General features: G+C 62.4%; 15 protein-coding genes and 1 tRNA gene. 12 read left to right on the top strand and 4 right to left on the bottom strand.

Annotated features, from left to right (window positions below):
- The first annotated feature begins 166 nt into the window (after window positions 1–166).
- The 4 genes from ACV1FX_RS23505 to ACV1FX_RS23490 all read left to right on the top strand — a co-directional run bounded on the left by ACV1FX_RS23505 (window position 167) and on the right by ACV1FX_RS23490 (window position 2502).
- The gene (locus ACV1FX_RS23505) at window positions 167–784 is read left to right on the top strand and encodes a hypothetical protein (RefSeq protein WP_473119941.1); all 618 of its coding nucleotides are present in this window, start codon (window positions 167–169) and stop codon (window positions 782–784) included.
- Window positions 771–1145 (top strand): transcriptional regulator, encoded by a 375-nt coding sequence (locus ACV1FX_RS23500; RefSeq protein ID WP_473119940.1) that lies wholly within the window; start codon window positions 771–773, stop codon window positions 1143–1145. Before ACV1FX_RS23505 ends, ACV1FX_RS23500 begins: the two co-directional genes overlap by 14 nt.
- A gap of 29 nt (window positions 1146–1174) precedes the next feature.
- Complete coding sequence (locus ACV1FX_RS23495) at window positions 1175–1906, top strand: di-trans,poly-cis-decaprenylcistransferase (protein WP_473119939.1); 732 nt, start codon at window positions 1175–1177, stop codon at window positions 1904–1906.
- A gap of 110 nt (window positions 1907–2016) precedes the next feature.
- Entirely contained in the window at window positions 2017–2502 is a 486-nt protein-coding gene (locus ACV1FX_RS23490; protein WP_473119938.1) for a cyclic nucleotide-binding domain-containing protein, read from the top strand.
- Here the strand turns inward: ACV1FX_RS23490 and ACV1FX_RS23485 are convergent.
- A complete protein-coding gene (locus ACV1FX_RS23485; RefSeq protein WP_473119937.1) occupies window positions 2441–3268 on the bottom strand; it encodes a metallophosphoesterase family protein in 828 nt (275 codons plus the stop codon). The two genes, ACV1FX_RS23490 and ACV1FX_RS23485, sit on opposite strands and share 62 nt — an antisense overlap.
- A 185-nt stretch (window positions 3269–3453) precedes the next feature.
- Between ACV1FX_RS23485 and ACV1FX_RS23480 the strand changes: the two genes are divergently transcribed.
- From ACV1FX_RS23480 to ACV1FX_RS23445, 8 genes are all read left to right on the top strand, one after another.
- Entirely contained in the window at window positions 3454–4140 is a 687-nt protein-coding gene (locus ACV1FX_RS23480; RefSeq protein ID WP_473119996.1) for a DNA-3-methyladenine glycosylase I, read from the top strand.
- 50 nt (window positions 4141–4190) lie between these two features.
- Entirely contained in the window at window positions 4191–4931 is a 741-nt protein-coding gene (locus ACV1FX_RS23475; protein ID WP_473119936.1) for an SDR family oxidoreductase, read from the top strand.
- A 224-nt stretch (window positions 4932–5155) separates the two neighbouring features.
- The gene (locus ACV1FX_RS23470; protein ID WP_473119935.1) at window positions 5156–5449 is read left to right on the top strand and encodes a hypothetical protein; all 294 of its coding nucleotides are present in this window, start codon (window positions 5156–5158) and stop codon (window positions 5447–5449) included.
- Between the two features lie 833 nt (window positions 5450–6282).
- The gene (locus ACV1FX_RS23465) at window positions 6283–7974 is read left to right on the top strand and encodes a methyl-accepting chemotaxis protein (RefSeq protein WP_473119934.1); all 1692 of its coding nucleotides are present in this window, start codon (window positions 6283–6285) and stop codon (window positions 7972–7974) included.
- A gap of 323 nt (window positions 7975–8297) precedes the next feature.
- Window positions 8298–8651, top strand: a complete 354-nt coding sequence (locus ACV1FX_RS23460; RefSeq protein ID WP_473119933.1) for a hypothetical protein — start codon at window positions 8298–8300, stop codon at window positions 8649–8651.
- Window positions 8652–9289: 638 nt separating this feature from the next.
- Window positions 9290–9739 carry a MerR family transcriptional regulator gene (locus ACV1FX_RS23455; RefSeq protein WP_473119932.1) on the top strand — a complete coding sequence of 150 codons (450 nt, stop codon included), beginning with the start codon at window positions 9290–9292 and terminating at the stop codon, window positions 9737–9739.
- Complete coding sequence (locus ACV1FX_RS23450; RefSeq protein WP_473119931.1) at window positions 9736–12201, top strand: HsdM family class I SAM-dependent methyltransferase; 2466 nt, start codon at window positions 9736–9738, stop codon at window positions 12199–12201. The genes ACV1FX_RS23455 and ACV1FX_RS23450 overlap by 4 nt, the downstream gene beginning before the upstream one ends.
- Window positions 12191–12946, top strand: a complete 756-nt coding sequence (locus ACV1FX_RS23445) for a hypothetical protein (RefSeq protein WP_473119930.1) — start codon at window positions 12191–12193, stop codon at window positions 12944–12946. Before ACV1FX_RS23450 ends, ACV1FX_RS23445 begins: the two co-directional genes overlap by 11 nt.
- A 101-nt stretch (window positions 12947–13047) precedes the next feature.
- On the opposite strand, the gene ACV1FX_RS23440 is transcribed toward ACV1FX_RS23445, so the two are convergent.
- From ACV1FX_RS23440 to ACV1FX_RS23430, 3 genes are all read right to left on the bottom strand, one after another.
- Window positions 13048–13124, bottom strand: a tRNA-Arg gene (locus ACV1FX_RS23440).
- Between the two features lie 179 nt (window positions 13125–13303).
- Window positions 13304–16414, bottom strand: a complete 3111-nt coding sequence (locus ACV1FX_RS23435; RefSeq protein WP_473119929.1) for a bifunctional diguanylate cyclase/phosphodiesterase — start codon at window positions 16412–16414, stop codon at window positions 13304–13306.
- Between the two features lie 279 nt (window positions 16415–16693).
- Window positions 16694–18430 carry a putative bifunctional diguanylate cyclase/phosphodiesterase gene (locus ACV1FX_RS23430; RefSeq protein WP_473119995.1) on the bottom strand — a complete coding sequence of 579 codons (1737 nt, stop codon included), beginning with the start codon at window positions 18428–18430 and terminating at the stop codon, window positions 16694–16696.
- Window positions 18431–18612 lie beyond the last annotated feature (182 nt).

Below are 18612 nucleotides of genomic sequence, written 5' to 3'. Positions count from 1 at the left end.
AACTGTCCGATCCGCCTATGCGCAACCGACAGTTGTTCGGCGCCGTCCGTCGCCCGGCCGGACGATTGCGCTCTTGCTTTTACTTTGTGAAGCGGTATGCTTTGCAATACAAAGTAAAGGGGCGCCCGAATCGGGTGCGAGGGCGAAGCGAGGCTCGACGTTGCAGATGCGCGATCTCGACAAGGCGCTGGCGGATATCGTGGCGATCCGCAGCCAGATCGCAGCCGGCACCGCCTTTCGAGGCTACGGCCCGGCAACGATGGCCGCAACGGGCGCGCTCGCGCTGATCACCACCGTCCTCCAATATCTCCTGATCGACAACCCGACCACTGATCCGCTCGCCTTCTTCCTCGGCTGGGGTCTTGCGGCGGTGCTCTCCGGCGCCACGATCTGGATCGAGATGCGCGCGCGTTCGCGCCGTCATCACTCCGGTCTTGCCGACGTCATGATCTACCAGGCGATCGAGCAATTCCTGCCAGCCGGTGTTGCCGGCGTCCTGCTCGCGGTGGTGCTGTGGAAGTTCTCAGCCGAAACGCTCTGGCTGCTGCCGGGCCTGTGGCAGATCCTGGTGTCGCTCGGCATTTTTGCCTCCGTCCGCTCGCTGCCTCGCAGCGTGGCGCTGGCGGGCGCCTGGTATTTCGTGTCGGGCTTCGCGGTGGTCGTGCTGGCGAGCCAGACCCACACGCTCTCGCCCTGGACCATGGGCCTGCCGTTCGTGATCGGGCAGTCGCTGATGGCCGGGATTCTCTACGTTGCGTCCGGAGACCATGATGTCGAAGATTGAAAGCGCGCCTTTCTCCTATGAAGGGCTCGATCGCGTCATCCACGAGAAGGCGAGGCTTGGCCTTTTGACCTCGCTGATGGCGCATCCGAAAGGACTTGCCTTTGCCGATCTCAAGCAGCTTTGCGGCCTGACCGACGGCAATCTCAGCCGGCATCTCGCCGTGTTGCAGGAGGCCGGCCTCGTCGACGTGACCAAGGGCTATGAGGGCAACCGTCCCCACACCACCTGCCGGCTGACCAAGGCCGGTCGCCGCCGTTTCCTCGACTATCTCGCCGTGCTCGAACGCCTTGTGCGCGATGCCGCCAAGGCCGCCGGCCGCGAGGCGGCGCCGCTCGGCCGCCTCGGCATCATCTCGACCTGATCCCCCCTTTTTTGACCGGAGACTTTGCGATGCAAAGTGACGTCACGCAGGCAAACGAAAAGCTTCACGTCGGCATCATCATGGACGGCAACGGACGATGGGCGACACGGCGCGGCCTGTCGCGCGTCCGCGGCCACGAGGCCGGCGTCGAGACGATCAGGCGCATCGTCGAAGCGGCCCCCAAGCAAGGCATCGGCACGCTGACGCTCTACGCGTTCTCGACCGACAATTGGCGCCGGCCCAAGGCCGAGGTCGCAGCCCTGATGACGCTGCTCCGCTTCTATCTCGCAAGCGAGGTGCAGAGCCTGGTCAAGAACGGCGTGCGACTCTCAGTGATCGGCCGCCGCGACCGCCTGCCCGAGGGCATTGCCGCGGCAATCGCCGGTGCCGAGCGCGCGACCGCCCATGGCAACGCGCTGCATCTGCGCATCGCCGTCGATTATTCCGCGCGCGACGCCATCCTCAACGCCGCCGCGAAGGCGGCCGCGCTGACCAGCCTCACCCGCGAGGCCTTCTCGCAGCTCGTCACCGGCGAGGCATCGCTGCGCGACGTCGATCTCATTATCCGCACCTCGGGCGAAAAGCGGCTGTCGGACTTCCTGCTGTGGGAAGGCGCCTATGCCGAGCTGCATTTCACCGAGCGGATGTGGCCCGAATTCGATGCCGTCGATCTCGCCGAGGCGCTGTCCTCCTTCCATCGCAGGGAACGCCGCTTCGGCGGCTTGCAGTCTCTGCCGCTGGAGCCTGCGCCGAGCCTGTGATGCGATGCGGTATGGTCGCCGATGCCGAAAAGTTGAGCAAGTCCGCTGCTTTTATTCCTTCGACGCCGGTCGCGCCCGTGCCTAGTCTCTGGCCGACAGGGGATTTCGATATGCGCGCAGTCCTGGATTATTGCACTGGCGGAACGCAGCGGCAGGCTCCGGCGGGCACGCTGATCCTGACCGAGGGCGGCGCCTCCGGGCACCTCTACGTGCTGATGGAAGGCAAGCTCGAGGTGATCAAGGGCGGCACCGTGGTTGCGACCATCGCGGAGCCCGGCGCCGTGTTCGGCGAGATGTCGGTGCTGCTCCAACAACCGCATACCGCAACGGTGCGCGCCTGCATCGATTCCGTGATCTACGAATTCGACGATGCCGCCTCATTCCTGATCCAGAAGCCGGAGGTCGCACTTCTGCTTGCGCGCTTGCTGGCGCAGCGGCTCAACGTCGCCAACACCTATCTTGCCGATCTCAAGCGGCAGTATGCCGGGCAGGGCAACCATCTGGCGATGGTCGGCGACGTCCTGCAAAGCATGATCAACCTGCCGCAGCAGGAGGTTGCGCCAGGCTCAGATCGGCAATCCGATCCAAGGATGTAAGCCAGCCGGGCGGCTCAATGATTGCCGCCGCCGGCCGCCGCAGAGGCGCATCGAGATCGATCCATTGCGCTTCGTCTGCCGCGAGCCAGAACGCTTTGTCCGCATCGAGATCCAGCACGATGTGGGTCGGCGGCCGGCCGTGCTGGAGGCCTGCGTTGAACACCCAGGTGGTGCCGAGCCGGTCGTACCACGAGCCGTCGGTGATGAAAGGTGATTGATGCACATGGCCCGAGATCACCATGGTCGGCTGGTACTCCGAGATCCATTGCACGAGATCGACGTCGCCGAAGAAGCGCTTGCCGCCCCAGCTCGTCGGCGAATTCGAAGGCGGCGCGTGATGAACCCAGATCCAGCGCTGCGGCCGTCTTGCGGCGGCATTGCCCAGCTGCCCGGCAATGCGCGCCTTGACCAGCGGCCCGTCCCACCACGGGCAGACCGTGAACAGCGTGTCGCCGATCCGCAAGTCGTCGCCGTCGCAGGCAATGCCGAGCTCGCGGACCTCCGTGATCCAGCGTGAGATCTTCTCGCCCTCGGCATTGCGCTCGTCGAGGTCATGATTGCCCGAGCACAGGATGACAGGAGTTTGGCGCGACAGCATCGCGAGGTATTTTTTCACCACCACGATCTGCGCGCGAAAATCTACCAGCGATGAGATGTCCAGCGCGTCGCCGGCGAAGATGACGAGGTCGAATTGTGGCGCCGCGCTGACGAGCCAGTCGAGCTGCGGCAGCGAGTAATGCAGGTCGGCGACGACCAGGCAGCGCATTGAAAATCCGTCAGGTCAGATAATCGGGACATGACAAAATGCAGGAATTCCGGCGTTTCGAAAAGCAAGAAGCAGACCAGCCCGGCCGGCCCGCGGCCGCGGCAAATCGTCAAGGGCTGGACCTCTCCGGCGAACTCTGATGTCGTAGGCGCGGCCTGATGGCAGGTGATCTGGCAGGTGACCGCATGACCTCGTTCAAGACCATTCGCGCCCGGGCCGAGAAACGCAAGGGCGGGCCCAAGCAGTTGGAGAAGCTGCTGCCCGCAAAGCCCGATGCAAAGGCGCTCGCCAAGCTGCCTGACGATCGCATTCTCGCGGAGATGACGAAGCGGGTGTTTTGCGCCGGCTTTGCCTGGAGCGTGATCGATACGAAATGGGACGGCTTCGAGCAGGCCTTCCTGCGCTTCCAGCCTGCCAAGCTGAGCTTTCAGCCCGAGGACTTCTGGGAAGGTCTGATGCGCGATGCCCGCATCGTGCGCAATGGTGCCAAGATCCTGTCGGTGCGCGAGAACGCGGCCTTCGTGCAGGAGATCGCGAAAGAGCACGGCAGCTTCGGCAAGTTTTTGGCGAAATGGCCGGCCTCGGACGAGGTCGGCCTGCTTGATCTTCTCGCCAAGCGCGGCAGCCGGCTCGGGGGCAACACCGGCCAGATGCTGCTGCGCTTCGTCGGCTGGGATGGTTTTGTCACCTCCAGGGATGTCGTCGCGTGCCTGCGCGATGCCGGCCTCGACATCGCCGAGGAGGTGAAGTCGAAGGGCGACCTCGCCAAGGTGCAGGCGCAATTCAATGCCTGGGCTAACGAGACGGGCCTGCCCTACGCGCATCTCTCGCGCATCTGCGCGTTGTCGGTGGGAGAAAACCGCGGGGAGTGACGTCCGCCGCAGCAGGCGCCGGACGAAGAGCCGAACAGGGAGAAGCACCCATGACAAGAGATCCGGCTAAAGATCTGGAAGGCAAGGTTGCTGTCGTGACGGGGGCTGCGTCGGGCATTGGCCTTGCGAGTGCCGAGGCGATGCTGGCCGCCGGTGCGCGCGTGGTGCTGGTCGACCGTGACGCCGCCGCGCTGGAGGCGATCTGCAACAGGCTCGGCGATGCCGCGATTCCGCTCCTCATCGACCTGCTCGAGCCGAAGGACTGCGCCACGCTGCTGCCGCGCGTTCTGGAGAAGACCGGTCAGCTCGACATCCTGCACGCCAATGCTGGCAGCTATATTGGCGGCGACCTCGTCGATGCCGACAGCGCCGCGATCGACCGGATGCTGAACCTGAACGTCAACGTGGTGATGAAGAACGTCCACGACGTGCTGCCCCACATGATCGAGCGCCGGATCGGTGACATCATCATCACGAGCTCGCTGGCGGCCCATTTTCCGACGCCCTGGGAGCCGGTCTACGCATCGTCCAAATGGGCGATCAACTGCTTCGTGCAGACGGTGCGGCGTCAGGTGTTCAAGCATGGCATCCGCGTGGGATCGATTTCGCCCGGTCCCGTCATCACCGCACTGATCGCGGACTGGCCGCCCGAGAAGCTGAAGGAGGCGAGGGACTCCGGAAGCCTGCTCGAAGCGAGTGAGGTCGCCAACGTGGTGATGTTCATGCTGACGCGGCCACGTAGCATGACCATTCGCGATGTGGTCATGCTGCCCACCAATTTCGATCTCTAGACGCATCCTGTGGCGATCCCGCGACGGATCGTCGGAATCGTGCAAATGGCGCGGCAATCTCGCGCCGTAAGCGTGGCGCATGCAACCGTATGTCCTTGAATGCATCGGCAAGGAACATTTGCGCGCGCGCGTTGTTCGGAAGTCTGAGCCGGGCGGAAAGGCCTGTGAACCGAAGCCCGCCATGGACAAGCCGAAAACTGCATCCGAAAGAAATGGAGCGGCTCATGAAGCTGAATGCCATCCAGGTCAAGGAGACCATCAAACAGTTGGGCGCCCAGGTGCTACCCGACGGTCACCCGGCCGTGCCGCAACTCAACAGCCTGTTCGGAGACCACACGTTCTTCGTCGATGAAAGCGGGTTGAAAGTGCTGGAGCCCACCGAATCGTCCGAGATGGAAAGCCGGACCGGCGAAGTCGTCAGCCTCGCCGATTGGAGCGATCCGGAACTGACCAGCCTCAGGGCGCACGAGCCGGAGCCGACCGGCGTGATCGTGGTGTTCGAGCCGAGCAAGCATTGAAGGAGCTTTGCTCAAGCGCAACGGCCGCGGCGCGCTGATGGGCGCGCCGCGGCCCGCAGCAGCAGTGTCGATCGCGGCGGGTTGCGCATGCGCGGCAACGCGTCGCGGTGCGCTTGAAATACCGAGCCCCTGCCGTGTGCGGCTAATTCTTTGAGACCAGTCGTTTATCTCTCGAGCTCGCATGTCCGGCTTGGCGTCGGCGATGCGCAGTAGAAACGTTCTTCCTGCCTGGTGTGATCGTATTGGCCGCGCGCCTAAACAGGAAGCGACAGCAATAATTTTCCGCGTGCCATGACTTTCCTTTCTTGTTGTGTGTGCGTTGGTCGGCGTTGCCATGCCGACAGCAACGCCGTGCCCCCAAACCATCAGTAAGATTTGGTTTAGTTCTCATGCTTATACGTTGCTCATTCCCTGCAACCGAAGGGTGTTCGGAAGGCGAACAGAGCTGTGGTCTAGAGTGCGATCATCAGGAAGAAATCTGCGACGGAAGCGATCCGAATCGTGAAAGTGATATATGCCTGTTCGCTCTCCCTGAAACGCATCGAAAGCCTGCGACAAGATATCGATACGCTCGACGGATTGCGGTGAGCGCTCGTTGCCGACGATCGTCAGCCAATTGATGAGCCCTGCAGCACGCGAGCATCGTGGGAATCTTCTGCTCGCTGTGCGAGGCGGCCGGGCAAGTTTCCCGGACCGACCACGCTCCGATACTGCCCGACCTCGAATAAGCAGCGACGTGGCCATCCCGGAGCGCCATCTGAGGAAGCGTGTCGTCGAGTCCATCGAAAATCCGCCAAAGCTATTGCGCGTCGCGAACCCATTGGGAGAAAGTAATGAAGCTTAGAATCACGATTGCACGCATGATGGGGTGTTTCGCGGCGCTCATCATCGTGGGTGTCATCGCAATCATATCGGTCAACAGCGTCGCATTGAGGGAATTACGGGTCGGTGGCCCGCTCTACGGCAAAATCAAGCTCGGCAGTGATTTGGTAGCCGACGTTCTGCCGCCACCGGAATACATCATCGAAGCTTATCTCGAGGCAAATCTGGCGGCGCGGGATGCCGCGCACCTGGGCGAGCACAAGATCAAACTGGCAAAGCTGCAGACCGAATATGATCGGCGACTAGCATTCTGGAAGGGCGCAGACATTGACGCGGCGACGAAGGAGTTGCTGGCTGTCCAATCGGATGTTGAGGTTCAGAAGTTCTGGACGGTCATCAGGACCGAATTCATTCCGGCGCTTGAGCGCGGCGATGGTGCTGCCGCGCAAACCGCCTACCCAAAACTCGAGAAGGCCTATGTTGCGCATCGCGCCGTGATCGATCAGATCGCGCAAAAGACGGATGATGCGAACACGTCACTGGAGAAGGCCGCGGCCGATCAAGTGAGCTATTATTCGACGATTGTCTGGGGGGTCTCCGCCAGCGTTCTGGCGCTGATCGTCGTCGGACTCGCCGGGCTCTTGTTGTTCGTCGTGAGGCCGCTGGTGAGGTTGACTGGTTCGATGGAGGAAATGGCGGCCGGCAAGATGGATGTGCGCGTGCCGGGGCAAGGGCGTGCCGACGAGGTGGGCGCCATGGCCACAGCCGTGGGCATCATTCGCGACAACGCGGCCCGCCGTGCGCGGGAGGAAGGTGAAGCAAAAGCTGCGGAGAATGTGGCCGCTGCGCGTCGACGCCGGGACGAACTCGCGCAACTCGCGGCCAACTTCGAGGAGGCGGTGGGCGGCGTGGTCACCTCGGTATCGTCTTCGGCGCTCAGCCTGCGCGCATCGGCGATCGAGCTGATCGAGACCGCCGAAACCGCCCAGGCGTTGAGCACCCAGGTGGCGCATGCGTCTGACGAGGCATCAACTAACGTCCATTCCGTCGCGTCGGCGACTGAGGAAATGGGCTCGTCGGTGAACGAGATCAGCCGTCAGGTGCAGGAATCGGCTCGCATCGCTGCGACGGCAGTCGACAAGGCGGCCCAGGCGAACGAAAGGGTCGGGGAGCTTTCCCGTGCCGCTACCAGCATTGGAGACGTGGTTGAGCTGATCAATTCCATCGCGGCCCAGACGAACCTGCTGGCATTGAATGCGACCATCGAGGCCGCGCGAGCTGGCGACGCGGGCCGTGGTTTTGCCGTCGTGGCAGCGGAGGTGAAGTCGCTCGCTGACCAGACTGCCAAGGCCACGGGCGACATCAGCCAGCAGATCGGCGCTATTCAGGCGTCGACCGCGCAGTCGGTCGAGGTCATTGTCGAGGTAGGGTCGATCATCACCCGAATGTCCGAGATATCGGGAACGATTGCGGCCGCCGTTGAAGAGCAGAGTGCGGCCACGCAGGAAATCGCCCGCAATATTCAGCAGGCGGCTGCGGGAACCCAGGTCGTTAGCGGAAATGTTATCGAGGTACAGCAGGGAGCCAAGCGGACCCTTGGCGCGGCGGGTTCCGTCCGGAATGGAGCCGATCAGTTGGCCGATCAAGGAGCGTTGCTGCGACAGCAAGTTGACGGCTTCATATCCCGCATCAGGGCCGGGTAACGTTCGAGCCGAGGCCCGGCATCGGCGCGCTGATGGGCGCGCCGCGGCCAATGACTCTCGAATGACGACCGGACGCGAGACGCTACTGGTCGGATCCGAAAGAGCCGGCACGTAGCAGGACGACGACGGCTCTTCACGTGATTCCGAAGCCTTGCTTCAGAAATCTTGCCGCAACGGTAGCGCCGATCACGGCGGGTCGTGCGCGCGCGGCAACGAAGTCTCGTCGTGCTTGGAATGCCGGGCTCCTGCGGTGTGCGGTTAGTTCTTTGAGACTAGTCGTTTATCTCTAGCTCTCATGTCCGGCTTGGCGCTGGCGATACGCGATGGAATTGTTCGTTCTTGTCCGGTGCGATCGTATTGGCCGTGCACCTAAACAGGAGCCGACAACAATGATTTTCCGCGTGTCCTGCCTTTCATTTATTGTTGTGAGTGCGTTGGTCGGCGTTGCCCATGCCGACAGCAACGTTGTGACCCCCACCTTGCCGATCATCATCGGTCCGCTGCCTCCCGTGCATGTCGGTCCTCCCCCGCTGCCGTGGTGGCCGCCACTTATCCCCGTCGATCCGGTGCCGATCCATCCTGTGCCGATCCATCCGTGGCCGCCGCTTCCGTCGCCACAACCGATTGTCCCTGGCCAGGGGTGCGTGCCGGCACCCGGCACAGCTTGCCCGCTCTGAGCCGGACACCGTCCACGCTCGCCAACGCGCGCGTGGCCGAAGTAGAGCAGCCAAGTCTTGCGATGAGGATCGTCGCTGTGGCGGAGCGCGATCAAGGCGACGCCCGCCGGAAAATGATCAAAGCCTGGCGGGCTCGCGCAACGTGGGCCTACTGCTGCTCGCGGACGTGGAAAGCGTTACGAGGCTGCGCTCGCGTGTCAGACGCTGCGATCACGGTATGAGGACTGCGGCGAACGCCATGGCTATGGGAAGTAACCCGAGACCGATCGTGCCGGCCTTATAGGCGATTGCCCTGTCGAGTAGCGGTTTGGATGGGTGACGCATAACCAAGCCTCCTCATAGCCCCGCGAACGGCAGCATGCACCTCTTGAAGGAAATGCGCTAGGGCTTCCACGCCGTTTCGCAATGCACACCATCGGCTCACTTGGCGTGCTGCCGGCGTAGACTGGCGCGCCATTCAGAATAAAACTGCGAACTCGTATACTATTGAAATATCTTTATAATTTCGGCGCCTAGCTGCTCAGCGCTGTTCTCTCGACACCCTTGCTTAAGCTCCATCGCGAGCTTTGTGGGATACCCGATCCGCCGACAGGATAAGAAGCGGTTGTAATTCATGACGGGTATGATACCCCTCATAAATGCAACTGATGCAAGCTGCCGATGCTTCACGGTTGGCCGGCCTGACGGCCCACCAGCTACGTGAGTGGTGTGCCCGCCGCGGTATCGTCGCGCCTGATGTCCCAGGCGCGGGCCGCGGGCGACATGCGCTGTTCTCTTGGCAGACGGTGCTCACGCTCCGGCTGCTACGCGAACTCAACGAGCGCTTCGGCGCAGAAGTGGGTGCTTGGAAGGGAGCTCTGGCGGAGTTCCGAGCGCTAATCGGGGCCCGGTCCTTCCCCGGGCTGTGGGGCACGATGGTCGCATTCCCAGATCACGACCATGCCCGACTCATCGAAGACCGGTCGATCGCGACCGAAGCCCTGCTCTTGTTGCCACTGACGCCGCACCTGCAGATCATTGCCGAGGATTTTGCCTTGCCGCCCGAGCCCCAACTTCCGCTGTTTCCTGCAGTGGGACTACGGCGATGACTGCGCGCGACGACGCGGGTCAGTGGGCGCGCCGCTTTGGGTTGGCCGTTGCCCCCCTCTTCGAACACGAGACACCTACGCCCGGATCGCATTCAGTCTTGCTTGACGGTGCCCATGGCAGCTTTGCTATGTCGGTATCCGAAGAGGAACTGTGGCGCGATCCCGGTCCCGCAGATTGGATCTGGTCAAGCGATGTACCGCACCACGTGACTGTCACTGACGGCAAGGTGGCTGTGCTGCGGTGGGACCGTCCGACTGAGGCGCGGGTATTCGAACGTGGCAGCATCGAGCGTAACCTTGAGCGCTTCTACGGCTTCCTTACCGAGGACCGGCTTCGATCGAACCGCGGTGTCGTCGAGCACCTGATTAACTTTTTCAGACGACTTCGTTCGCTTGGGCACGCAGCAGGCATTCCTGACGTGCGTGCTACGGATATTTTTACTGCGGCCTTGGCACGACTGCTGACGTACGAGAAGGCTGCGTCACCCATTTCCAGCGATGGCTTGGCTGATGACGCCGCAACGCTGCTGGACAGTCTCGACTCACGCGGGCTGAGTGCGGCTATAGACGAGGCGCGCCAAGGTCCGGTGTCCCTCCTACGGCTTCACCCATCGCTCGCAATACGTCATGCCGGCGGTCAACTGTTCCAAGAAGCACATTTCGAACTGCTGCGCGGTGCAACCGATTTCGACTTGTTCGGTTTGGTCGGCGCTTCCGAGGTCTCGCGCGAAAGTCGCGGAGGCACACACTTCACGCCAGCAACCCTCGCACGTAGCCTAGTCGAACGAGCCTTGGAAAGTCTCGATCCGCCACTAAGTCAGCGCAATTCGCTGACGGTCTGTGATCCAGCATGCGGCTCAGGGGCCTTTCTGCATGAGGCGCTGCGGACGCTGCGCAGGGTTGGCTTTACTGGTCGATTAGAACTCTTCGGACGTGACATCTCGCCGGCTGCCATTGCGATGGCACGCTTTGCGGTGGCCACGTCGCTTCAAGATTGGACACCGACTGGTGGGGTGGAAATTAAGCTCCAGGTCGGTGACGCTCTTGGAGAACTTGGGATACCATCGGCGGACGTCATCGTCATGAATCCACCGTTCATCGGTTTCGCGGCTCAAACGCCTGAGCAGCGCGACCAATTAGCTAGTGCGCTAGGCACCGAAAGTGCTGGTCGTGGTGATTATAGCATGGCCTTCGTGCTGCGGGCGCTGGAAGCGCTCAAGCCTGGGGGCGCGCTGGGCACGCTATTCCCGGCAAGCCTGCTTTCTCTGAAGGCTGCGTCCGCTTGGCGCGAGCGACTATTGGGTATTGCCGATCTACACTTTCTCGGATCGATCGGTGATTTCGGCCTCTTCTCACACGCGCTCGTGCAAGTTGCAGCTGCGGTTTTTAGCAAAGGCCACGAGCCGGGCCGAGAGTTCACTGCGCTAATTACTGAGAACGACCCGCACGCCACAAGCGCTGCGCTTCGCCAACTCCGCCGCATGGGCGATGACGCTCGTCACGCCGTTATTTCGGAAGACGCCTGGAGTGTCTTTTCCGTTCCGATCGCGGCACTTAAGGTGCGGCCAACTTGGCGTCTCCCGAGCCCGAGGGGCGAGCGGCTTCTTAGAGCTCTCTCTCAGGCCGGCTTGCCATCTGTCGGTGACTTGTTCGAGATCGCCCAAGGAATTCAGACCGGGCTCAACAGCGCGCTGTTACTTACAGCCGATGAATACGATGCGTTGCCAGCGAAGGAGCGTCGCTTCTTTCGTGAGGCCACGATGACCGACTCCATCCAAGGCGGTCGAATAGTGAAACCCTATTGGCTGTTCTTTCCTCACGACGCGAGTGGAGCGATATTCTCAGATGAAGAGACCGTTCGGCGAACTGTTCCACGTTACTTTACGCGCTACCTTGAACCGAACCGCGCGCGGTTAGCTGGTCGTGCGACCATTATTCAGTCGCGTCGAACCGATTGGTGGGGCTTGATGCGTCCCCGTGCTTGGAGCCTCAACGCTCGTCCGCGGATTCTCACCAAGTTCTTTGGCGCTGAGGGAGCGTTCGTAGGCGACTATAACGCGAAATTCTTTGCAGTGATGGGCCATGTCTGGACGCTAAAATCACGTATCGTCGGCAATCTTTCTCAAAATTCCGATGGAGGCGAAGCAGGCGCTGAACAACTGGGCGAGAGCGATGTACTTGCCGCGTTTGTGGCGCTGTGCAACTCTTCGGTGTTCGCCAAGCTCCTCGGCTTGTACGCGCCACACGTCGCCGGCGGCCAATTTGACCTTAGCGCTCGGCACGTTGCGCCGATACCGGTACCTGATCTTCAATCTCTGGCGTTTGATCCAGTTACGGGCCGTGCGGTGCGAGCACTCGGGAGCCTAGGTAGACGAGTTGATCTTAGTTCGGCCGACTGGCGCCGCAGCGTGGCTGAAACGGTGTCTTATCTCTATGGGGGCATCGAGCTTGATGCCCTCTGATCTTGAGCGGCGCCGCTTGCGCGCCACCAAGGCTCAATTGGATCGGCGCTGGGAAACACTTGGCGGCCTTTTGAGTGCCGGTCTCGGTCGCGGACGACGGACAATCACGATTGAAGCGGAGTATCAAGCTGCCGGTGTCTGGACGGGGGTTCGCGGAGAAGGCGTGGAGCGAATCGAGCGCAATCGAGGCGTGGCAAGCGTAGCCCCTTTGGTTGCGTTACCTGCGGGTCTCACCGCTTGGCTGGGATATCAGGAAGTATGGGACCAGGAGAGCGGGCGGGCGCCATTTGCCTTTCGCCAAGCGGGACTCACCATACACGTTGGTGAGGTGGGAGATCCGGTAAAGCCGCAGTTGCTCCGACTTGAATGGCCCGGGTTGCGCGACTGGGACCGCTCCGGGGTAAACTTCCAAAGTTCTGGAGCTGGACATCCACACTGGCAGATTGATTTGTTCGAAAGCTTGCATACAGCACGGGATCAACGGGAATTTGAACCTGAAATCGTCGAATCGCTGGAAGACTTCGAGACTATCGTTGCGACGCCGTCCCTATCGGACCGCATCGCGCACCTAACATTCGAACGAATGCATCTTGCGAGCGCAGCACCGTGGTGGTCCGATCGTCCCGCTGAGTTTGAATCTCATCACCTAAACGCGCCCACCGACGAGGCAGCGCTCTCACGCTGGCTAAGCGCTGCTATCTCCTATATGCGCCAAGAATTGTCGCGCTGCGTCGCACGGCGGTAGACGGCTCATCACCATCTCAACGCGCCATCCACAGGAGCCGAGCGAAATACCGGCACCACCCTTCGCTATTGTTCGTAGTTTTATTCGGATTGGTACCGAAGTGGCGCACCCGACACGATTCGAACGTGTGACCTTTGCCTTCGGAGGGCAACGCTCTATCCAGCTGAGCTACGGGTGCAGCGAGGCCCCATTTAGCCGATTGGCGCGGGGTCGGCAACCTCCGCTCGGCGCCCTTGTCGGCCTTGGTTGGACCGGCGCGCGGCCGGGGTCTCCACGCCGTGGGTGGTCCGTAAGTCCATGACCGCGCAGCGGATCTGTCGGGCGAGGCTGCGGGCGGCCTCGCCGGCCTAGCCGCCTTCAGGCCACCGCCGCCACCCGTGCGCTGTGCGGCCCGAACAGCTTTCGCACCTCGCTCGCGGCCTTCGGCGCGCTGAACAGATAGCCCTGCATCTCCGTGCAGCCGAGGGCGCGCAGCATCTCGCGCTGCGCCTCGGTCTCGACGCCTTCGGCGACCGTGGTCATGTTGCTGGCGGTGGCGATGTTGACCACCGCCTGAACGATGACGGGCGCGCCGCTGCCCTCCGCGATGTCGGAGATGAAGCAGCGGTCGATCTTGATCTTGTCGAACGGGAACCGCTTCAGATAGCTCAGCGACGAATAGCCGGTGCCGAAATCGTCGAGCGCGATGCGCACGCCGATCGAGCGGAGCTGGTGCAGGATCGCGAGCGCGGCCTCGTCGTCGCGGATCAGCACGGCCTCGGTGATCTCGAGCTCGAGGCGGCACGGATCGAGGCCGGAGGCGGCGAGTGCGCCCGCAATCTTCAGCGGCAGCGTCTCGCATTTGAGCTGCACCGGCGAGACGTTGACGGCAATCCGCACGTGGCGGGGCCAGCTTGCGGCCTCGGCACAGGCGGTGCGCAGCACCCAGTCGCCGAGCTCGTTGATCAGGCCGGTGTCTTCGGCCACGGGAATGAACTCTGCCGGCGATACCATGCCGCGCTCAGGGTGACGCCAGCGGAGCAGCGCCTCGCAGCCGGAGACTTCGCCGGCGCGCAAATTGACCAGCGGCTGGTAGTGGAGTTCGAAGCCGCCGTCGACCATGGCCTGACGCAGGTCCTGCTCCATCGCAAGGCGTGCCTTGGCGCACGCATCCATCGCCGGCACGAAGAAGCGATAGGTGCGGCGGCCTTCAGCCTTGGCGCCGTACATTGCGAGGTCGGCGTTCTTGATCAGCTGGTCGAGATCCGTGCCGTCCTGCGGCGCCAGCGCGATGCCGATCGAGGCGTCGGTCGAGAGCTGATGACCGAGACAGTGGTAGGGCCGCCGGATCGCCTCGTGGATTTGCGTCACGAAGGCCAGCACGTCGGCCGACGTCTCGACCTTGGTCTGGATCACCGCGAACTCGTCGCCGCCAAGGCGCGCGATGAGATCACCCGGCTTGAGGCAGCCGCGGATGCGGGCCGCGACCGCCTTCAACAGCTCGTCGCCGACGTGATGGCCGAGCGAATCGTTGATGCCCTTGAACTCGTCGACATCGATATAGAGCAGCGCGAACTGCTCGCCGTCCGCAACCTTCCTGAGCTCGCGCTCGATCTGCTCGCGGAACAGCACCCGGTTCGGGAGGTCGGTCAGCGCGTCGTAATGCGCCATATGCGCGATCTTCTCGTCGGCCTGCCGCCGCGCCGTGACGTCCTCGATGACGTTGATGATGTAGCGCGGCACGCCGGCCTTGTCGCGAATCCCGATCCGCTTGGAGATGACGTGGCGACGACCGCCGGTGCGCGTTTCCCAGGCCCGCTCGTCCACGAACAGCTCGTCGGGCGATTGCAGCAGGCGGTCGTCGTCGCGGGTGACGGTTTTGGCGTCCCGCTCCGGGATGATGTCGAACGCGGTCTTGCCGACGATCGATTCGCCGGATTCGCCGAACACGTCATCGGCTATCCGGTTGACCAGGAGATACCGCCGCGTGCGGGCGTCCTTCACCGTGATCTGCGACGGGATATGGTCGATGATCTCGCGCAGGAAAGTGTAGTTGCGGTCGCGCTCCTGCTCGAGATTGCGCCGCTCGGAGATCTCCTCGATCGTGGCGATCCATCCGCCCTGCGCGAGTGGCGTGTTGACGATCTGGAAGGCGCGGCCGTCGGGCAGCTCGTCGATCGTGGTGGAAGTCTTGCCTTCGGCGACGATCTTCATCACGCCGGCGCAGAATTCAATGACGTCGCCTTCGAAGGCGTTTCGCTCCTTGAAGTGGTGCATCGCGTCGTGGATGCTGCAGCCGGGCTTGATGATGTCGGAGGACAGGCCGAACATGTCGGTAAAGCGCCGGTTGCAGGTGACGACGTGTCCGGTGGCGTCGTACAGGATCAGCCCCTGCGACATGTTATTGAGGGCGGTGTCGAGCCGCAACCTTTCGGATTCGATCCGCGCCTGCGCCTCGCGGCTCTGACGGCTGATCTGGCGAATGATGAGATAGAGGATGAGCGCGATGATCGCGGCCGACAGCGTCGCCGCCACGATCATGAAGCGGGTCTGTTCGCGCCAGTCTGCAAGCGCCGCTTCCATCGTGTTGGTCGCGATGACGATGATCGGGAAATGCACGAGCGACGCACCGGCGCCCAGCCGCCCCAGGCCGTCGACCGGGCTTTTCTCGATCCGCAGCGTCTGTTGACCGCCCTTGGCCGCAATCGACTGCAACAACGGAGCGTTAGCGTAGCTCTTTCCGATCAATTCGTCGACATGCGGGTAGCGCGCCAGCATCGTGCCGCCGCCGTCGAACAGCGAGATGGCCGCGCCTCTGCCGAGCACGACCGAGGAGAAATATTTCTGATAGCTCGCAGGATCGATCCGGCGCACCATGATGCCGAGGAGTTCGCCTTGCGGGTTCGCCAGCCGGCGCGCCACCACGGTGGTCCATTTGCCGATGATCAGGCTGCGCACGGTTTCGAGCAGCACCGGCTCGGATCGGGGATCGGATTTGAAGGTCTGGAAATAAGCCCGTGACGAGATGTTGATCTTCGGCAGCGGGTCGTTTCGCGACCAGTTGATGATGTCGCCGTTGGTGTCGTAGATCGCGATGTCGCCGAGATAGTTCACGGCGCTGATCTTGTTGGCGAGCATGCGATGGGCTTCATCGCTCGACATGCGCTCGCGGAACATCTCGGGCGAGCTGATATCGGCGAGATTCATTCGCGCCACCAGATCGGCGGCGACAGTCTCGGAATCCTCGAACTGCTGATCGAAATGGCGGGTCAGCAACACGACCGTGTTCTCGAGCTCACGTTCGTTGTTGACGAGCGCGCGCTCGCGGAAATCGTCGATCGCCATGGTGGTGACGACGAAGATGCCGGCCACCAGCAGTGCGCCGGACAGCGTCAGCCACAGCACGGGGCCGCGACGCACGGCAGCGTCCCAGCCGTTCCTCACGGCCAGTCTTATTCTGCTCGTTATCGTGGACGGCACGCGACGCATTCCCCTTCCCCCAGGGAAACACGCATACTATGCACAAATGGCCCAAACCTTAGGAAAGCCGGTTACCCAAGCCTTAATCCGTTACCACAAGGTCGTGGGCCGGCGCGGCAAGCTATGAATCATGCGGTGTCGCATGAGGGGGCGCGCATTGCACGCGTGAAGCGGGCGCAGCGGCATCGTTAATGCCGGCCTAACGGGCGGCTCGCACCGTCGCGGCGCGTTTGTCGCGAGGTACCACCGCTTCTTACTTTGCGGGAACGCGCCCGGGTACGGTCAGCTCTAGCGCCGGTATCCGTTCGCGCGTGAATAGCCCTGGCGGTTTTGCTGGGCGGGGCGGCTTGCGATGCTGACGCGGGCCTCGCTGGCAGCGGGCGTTGCGAGCTTCAGTTCTTCCAGGAAGATCGGCCGGGCGAAATAATAGCCCTGCGCAAAGCGGATCTTGGTCGCGGCCTGAAGATAGGCCAGCTCCTCATAGGATTCCAGGCCCTCGGCGATGACCGTCATGCCCAGTGCTTCGCTCAAGGATTCGATCGCGCGCAAAATGCCCTGGCTGCGCGGGCGTTTATGGATGTCGGTGATGAAGGAGCGGTCGATCTTGATCTCATCGGCCGTGATGTCGGCAAGTGCCGAGAGCGAGGAAAAGCCGATGCCGAAATCGTCGATGGAGATGCCGACGCCGAGCTTGCGGAACATCGGCAGGATCTCTGACTGGAAGTGATTCGTGGCGACGAAGGCGTCCTCCGTCACTTCGATCATGAAGCGTTTCGGGAAGCCGGTTGCGTCCAGTGCCTGCGCAAAAGAGCGCATGAATTCGGAATTGCCGGCCTGCTTGGCGGCGATGTTGATGCTGATGCTCGCTTCCGCGCCAAAGGTGTCATTGATCAGGTCGATCGACCTCACGATCTCGGCCAGCACGAGGTGGCTGAGCTCGTCGATGAGCCCCAGCTCGACTGCGAGGTTGATGAATGAGCCAGGCGCCTGGATCACGCCCTCATCGTCGCGCAGGCGCACCAGGGCTTCGATGCCCTTCACGGCCTGGGTCCTGATGTCGACCTTGGACTGAAAGGCGCAGCAGAAGCGCTTCTCGAGGATCGCGAGGCGCAACGACTGCTCGATCTTCATGCGCGCGAGGGCTTCGCGCTCCATGCCGGCGTCGAAGAACGCCGCGGCGCCCTTGCCGTCGTTCTTGATGCGGTACATCGCGATGTCGGCGTTCTGGCGCAACACCTCGAAGGAGCGGCCATGATCGGGATAGAGGCTGACGCCAACCGAAGTGGAAGCGAATATCTCGGAGGAATCGATGAAGAAGGGGGCGGTGAGGCGCTTCAGCGTCGCCTGGATGAATTCGGCGACCTCCTCTTCGCTTTCGATCGGCGAGAGCAGCAGCAGGAATTCGTCGCCAGAGATCCGCGACAGCATGTCGGTCTCGCGCAGGTCGCGGCCGAGCCGCTTCGACAGTTCGACCAGCAGCGCGTCGCCGACCGAGTGGCCATAATAGTCGTTGATGTGCTTGAAATTGTCGATGTCGAGAAAGGCGAGCGCAAATCGCTCGCCTTTGCGCTCACGCCCCAGAATGCCGTTGACGCGATGCTCGATCACGCGCCGGGAAGGCAGGCCGGTGAGCTCGTCGAAATAGGCCGAGCGAAACAGCTGGTCCTCGAAATTCTTCTGCTCGGTGATGTCGGAGGAGGCGGAGATGAGGAGGTCGCGGCCGTCAAGGCGGACCGGACGGTGGGTGGTGAGCAGGACCTGGCGTGCGCTTCCGAGGTGGAGGGATTCCTCGATGACCACGGGCTGTCCGGCCTGCATCGCCTGCTGGCATGCTTCCTGGCGCTGGACCATGTCCGGCGAGGGCCGGCTGCCATCGATGCCGAGATGACGGGCTGCAGCGTCGTTAACCAGGATCATCTCGCCGCGCGCGTCCTGCACGGTCACGCCGGCAGGCAGCATTCTAACGATTTCCTTGAGGAATCCGAGCTCGGCATCAGTCGCGCCGGAGTATTTGCTGTCGTCCATAGAATTCATGAATCTTGCTGTTCGGGCGCGGCTTTGTAATGGCGCGATCTTGCCGAAGTCCCTCTTAGTTTTGGTTAAGGGATACGCAGAAATACGGGTGTGGTTTCCACAACCTGTTCGCGCCGACACGCACGCCGCCCATCGTCATTAACAGAGCGTCAATGGCACTCGCGAAACTGCGA

This window comes from Bradyrhizobium ingae, from assembly GCF_055791185.1.
This window is presented reverse-complemented; position numbering and strand designations above follow the sequence as displayed.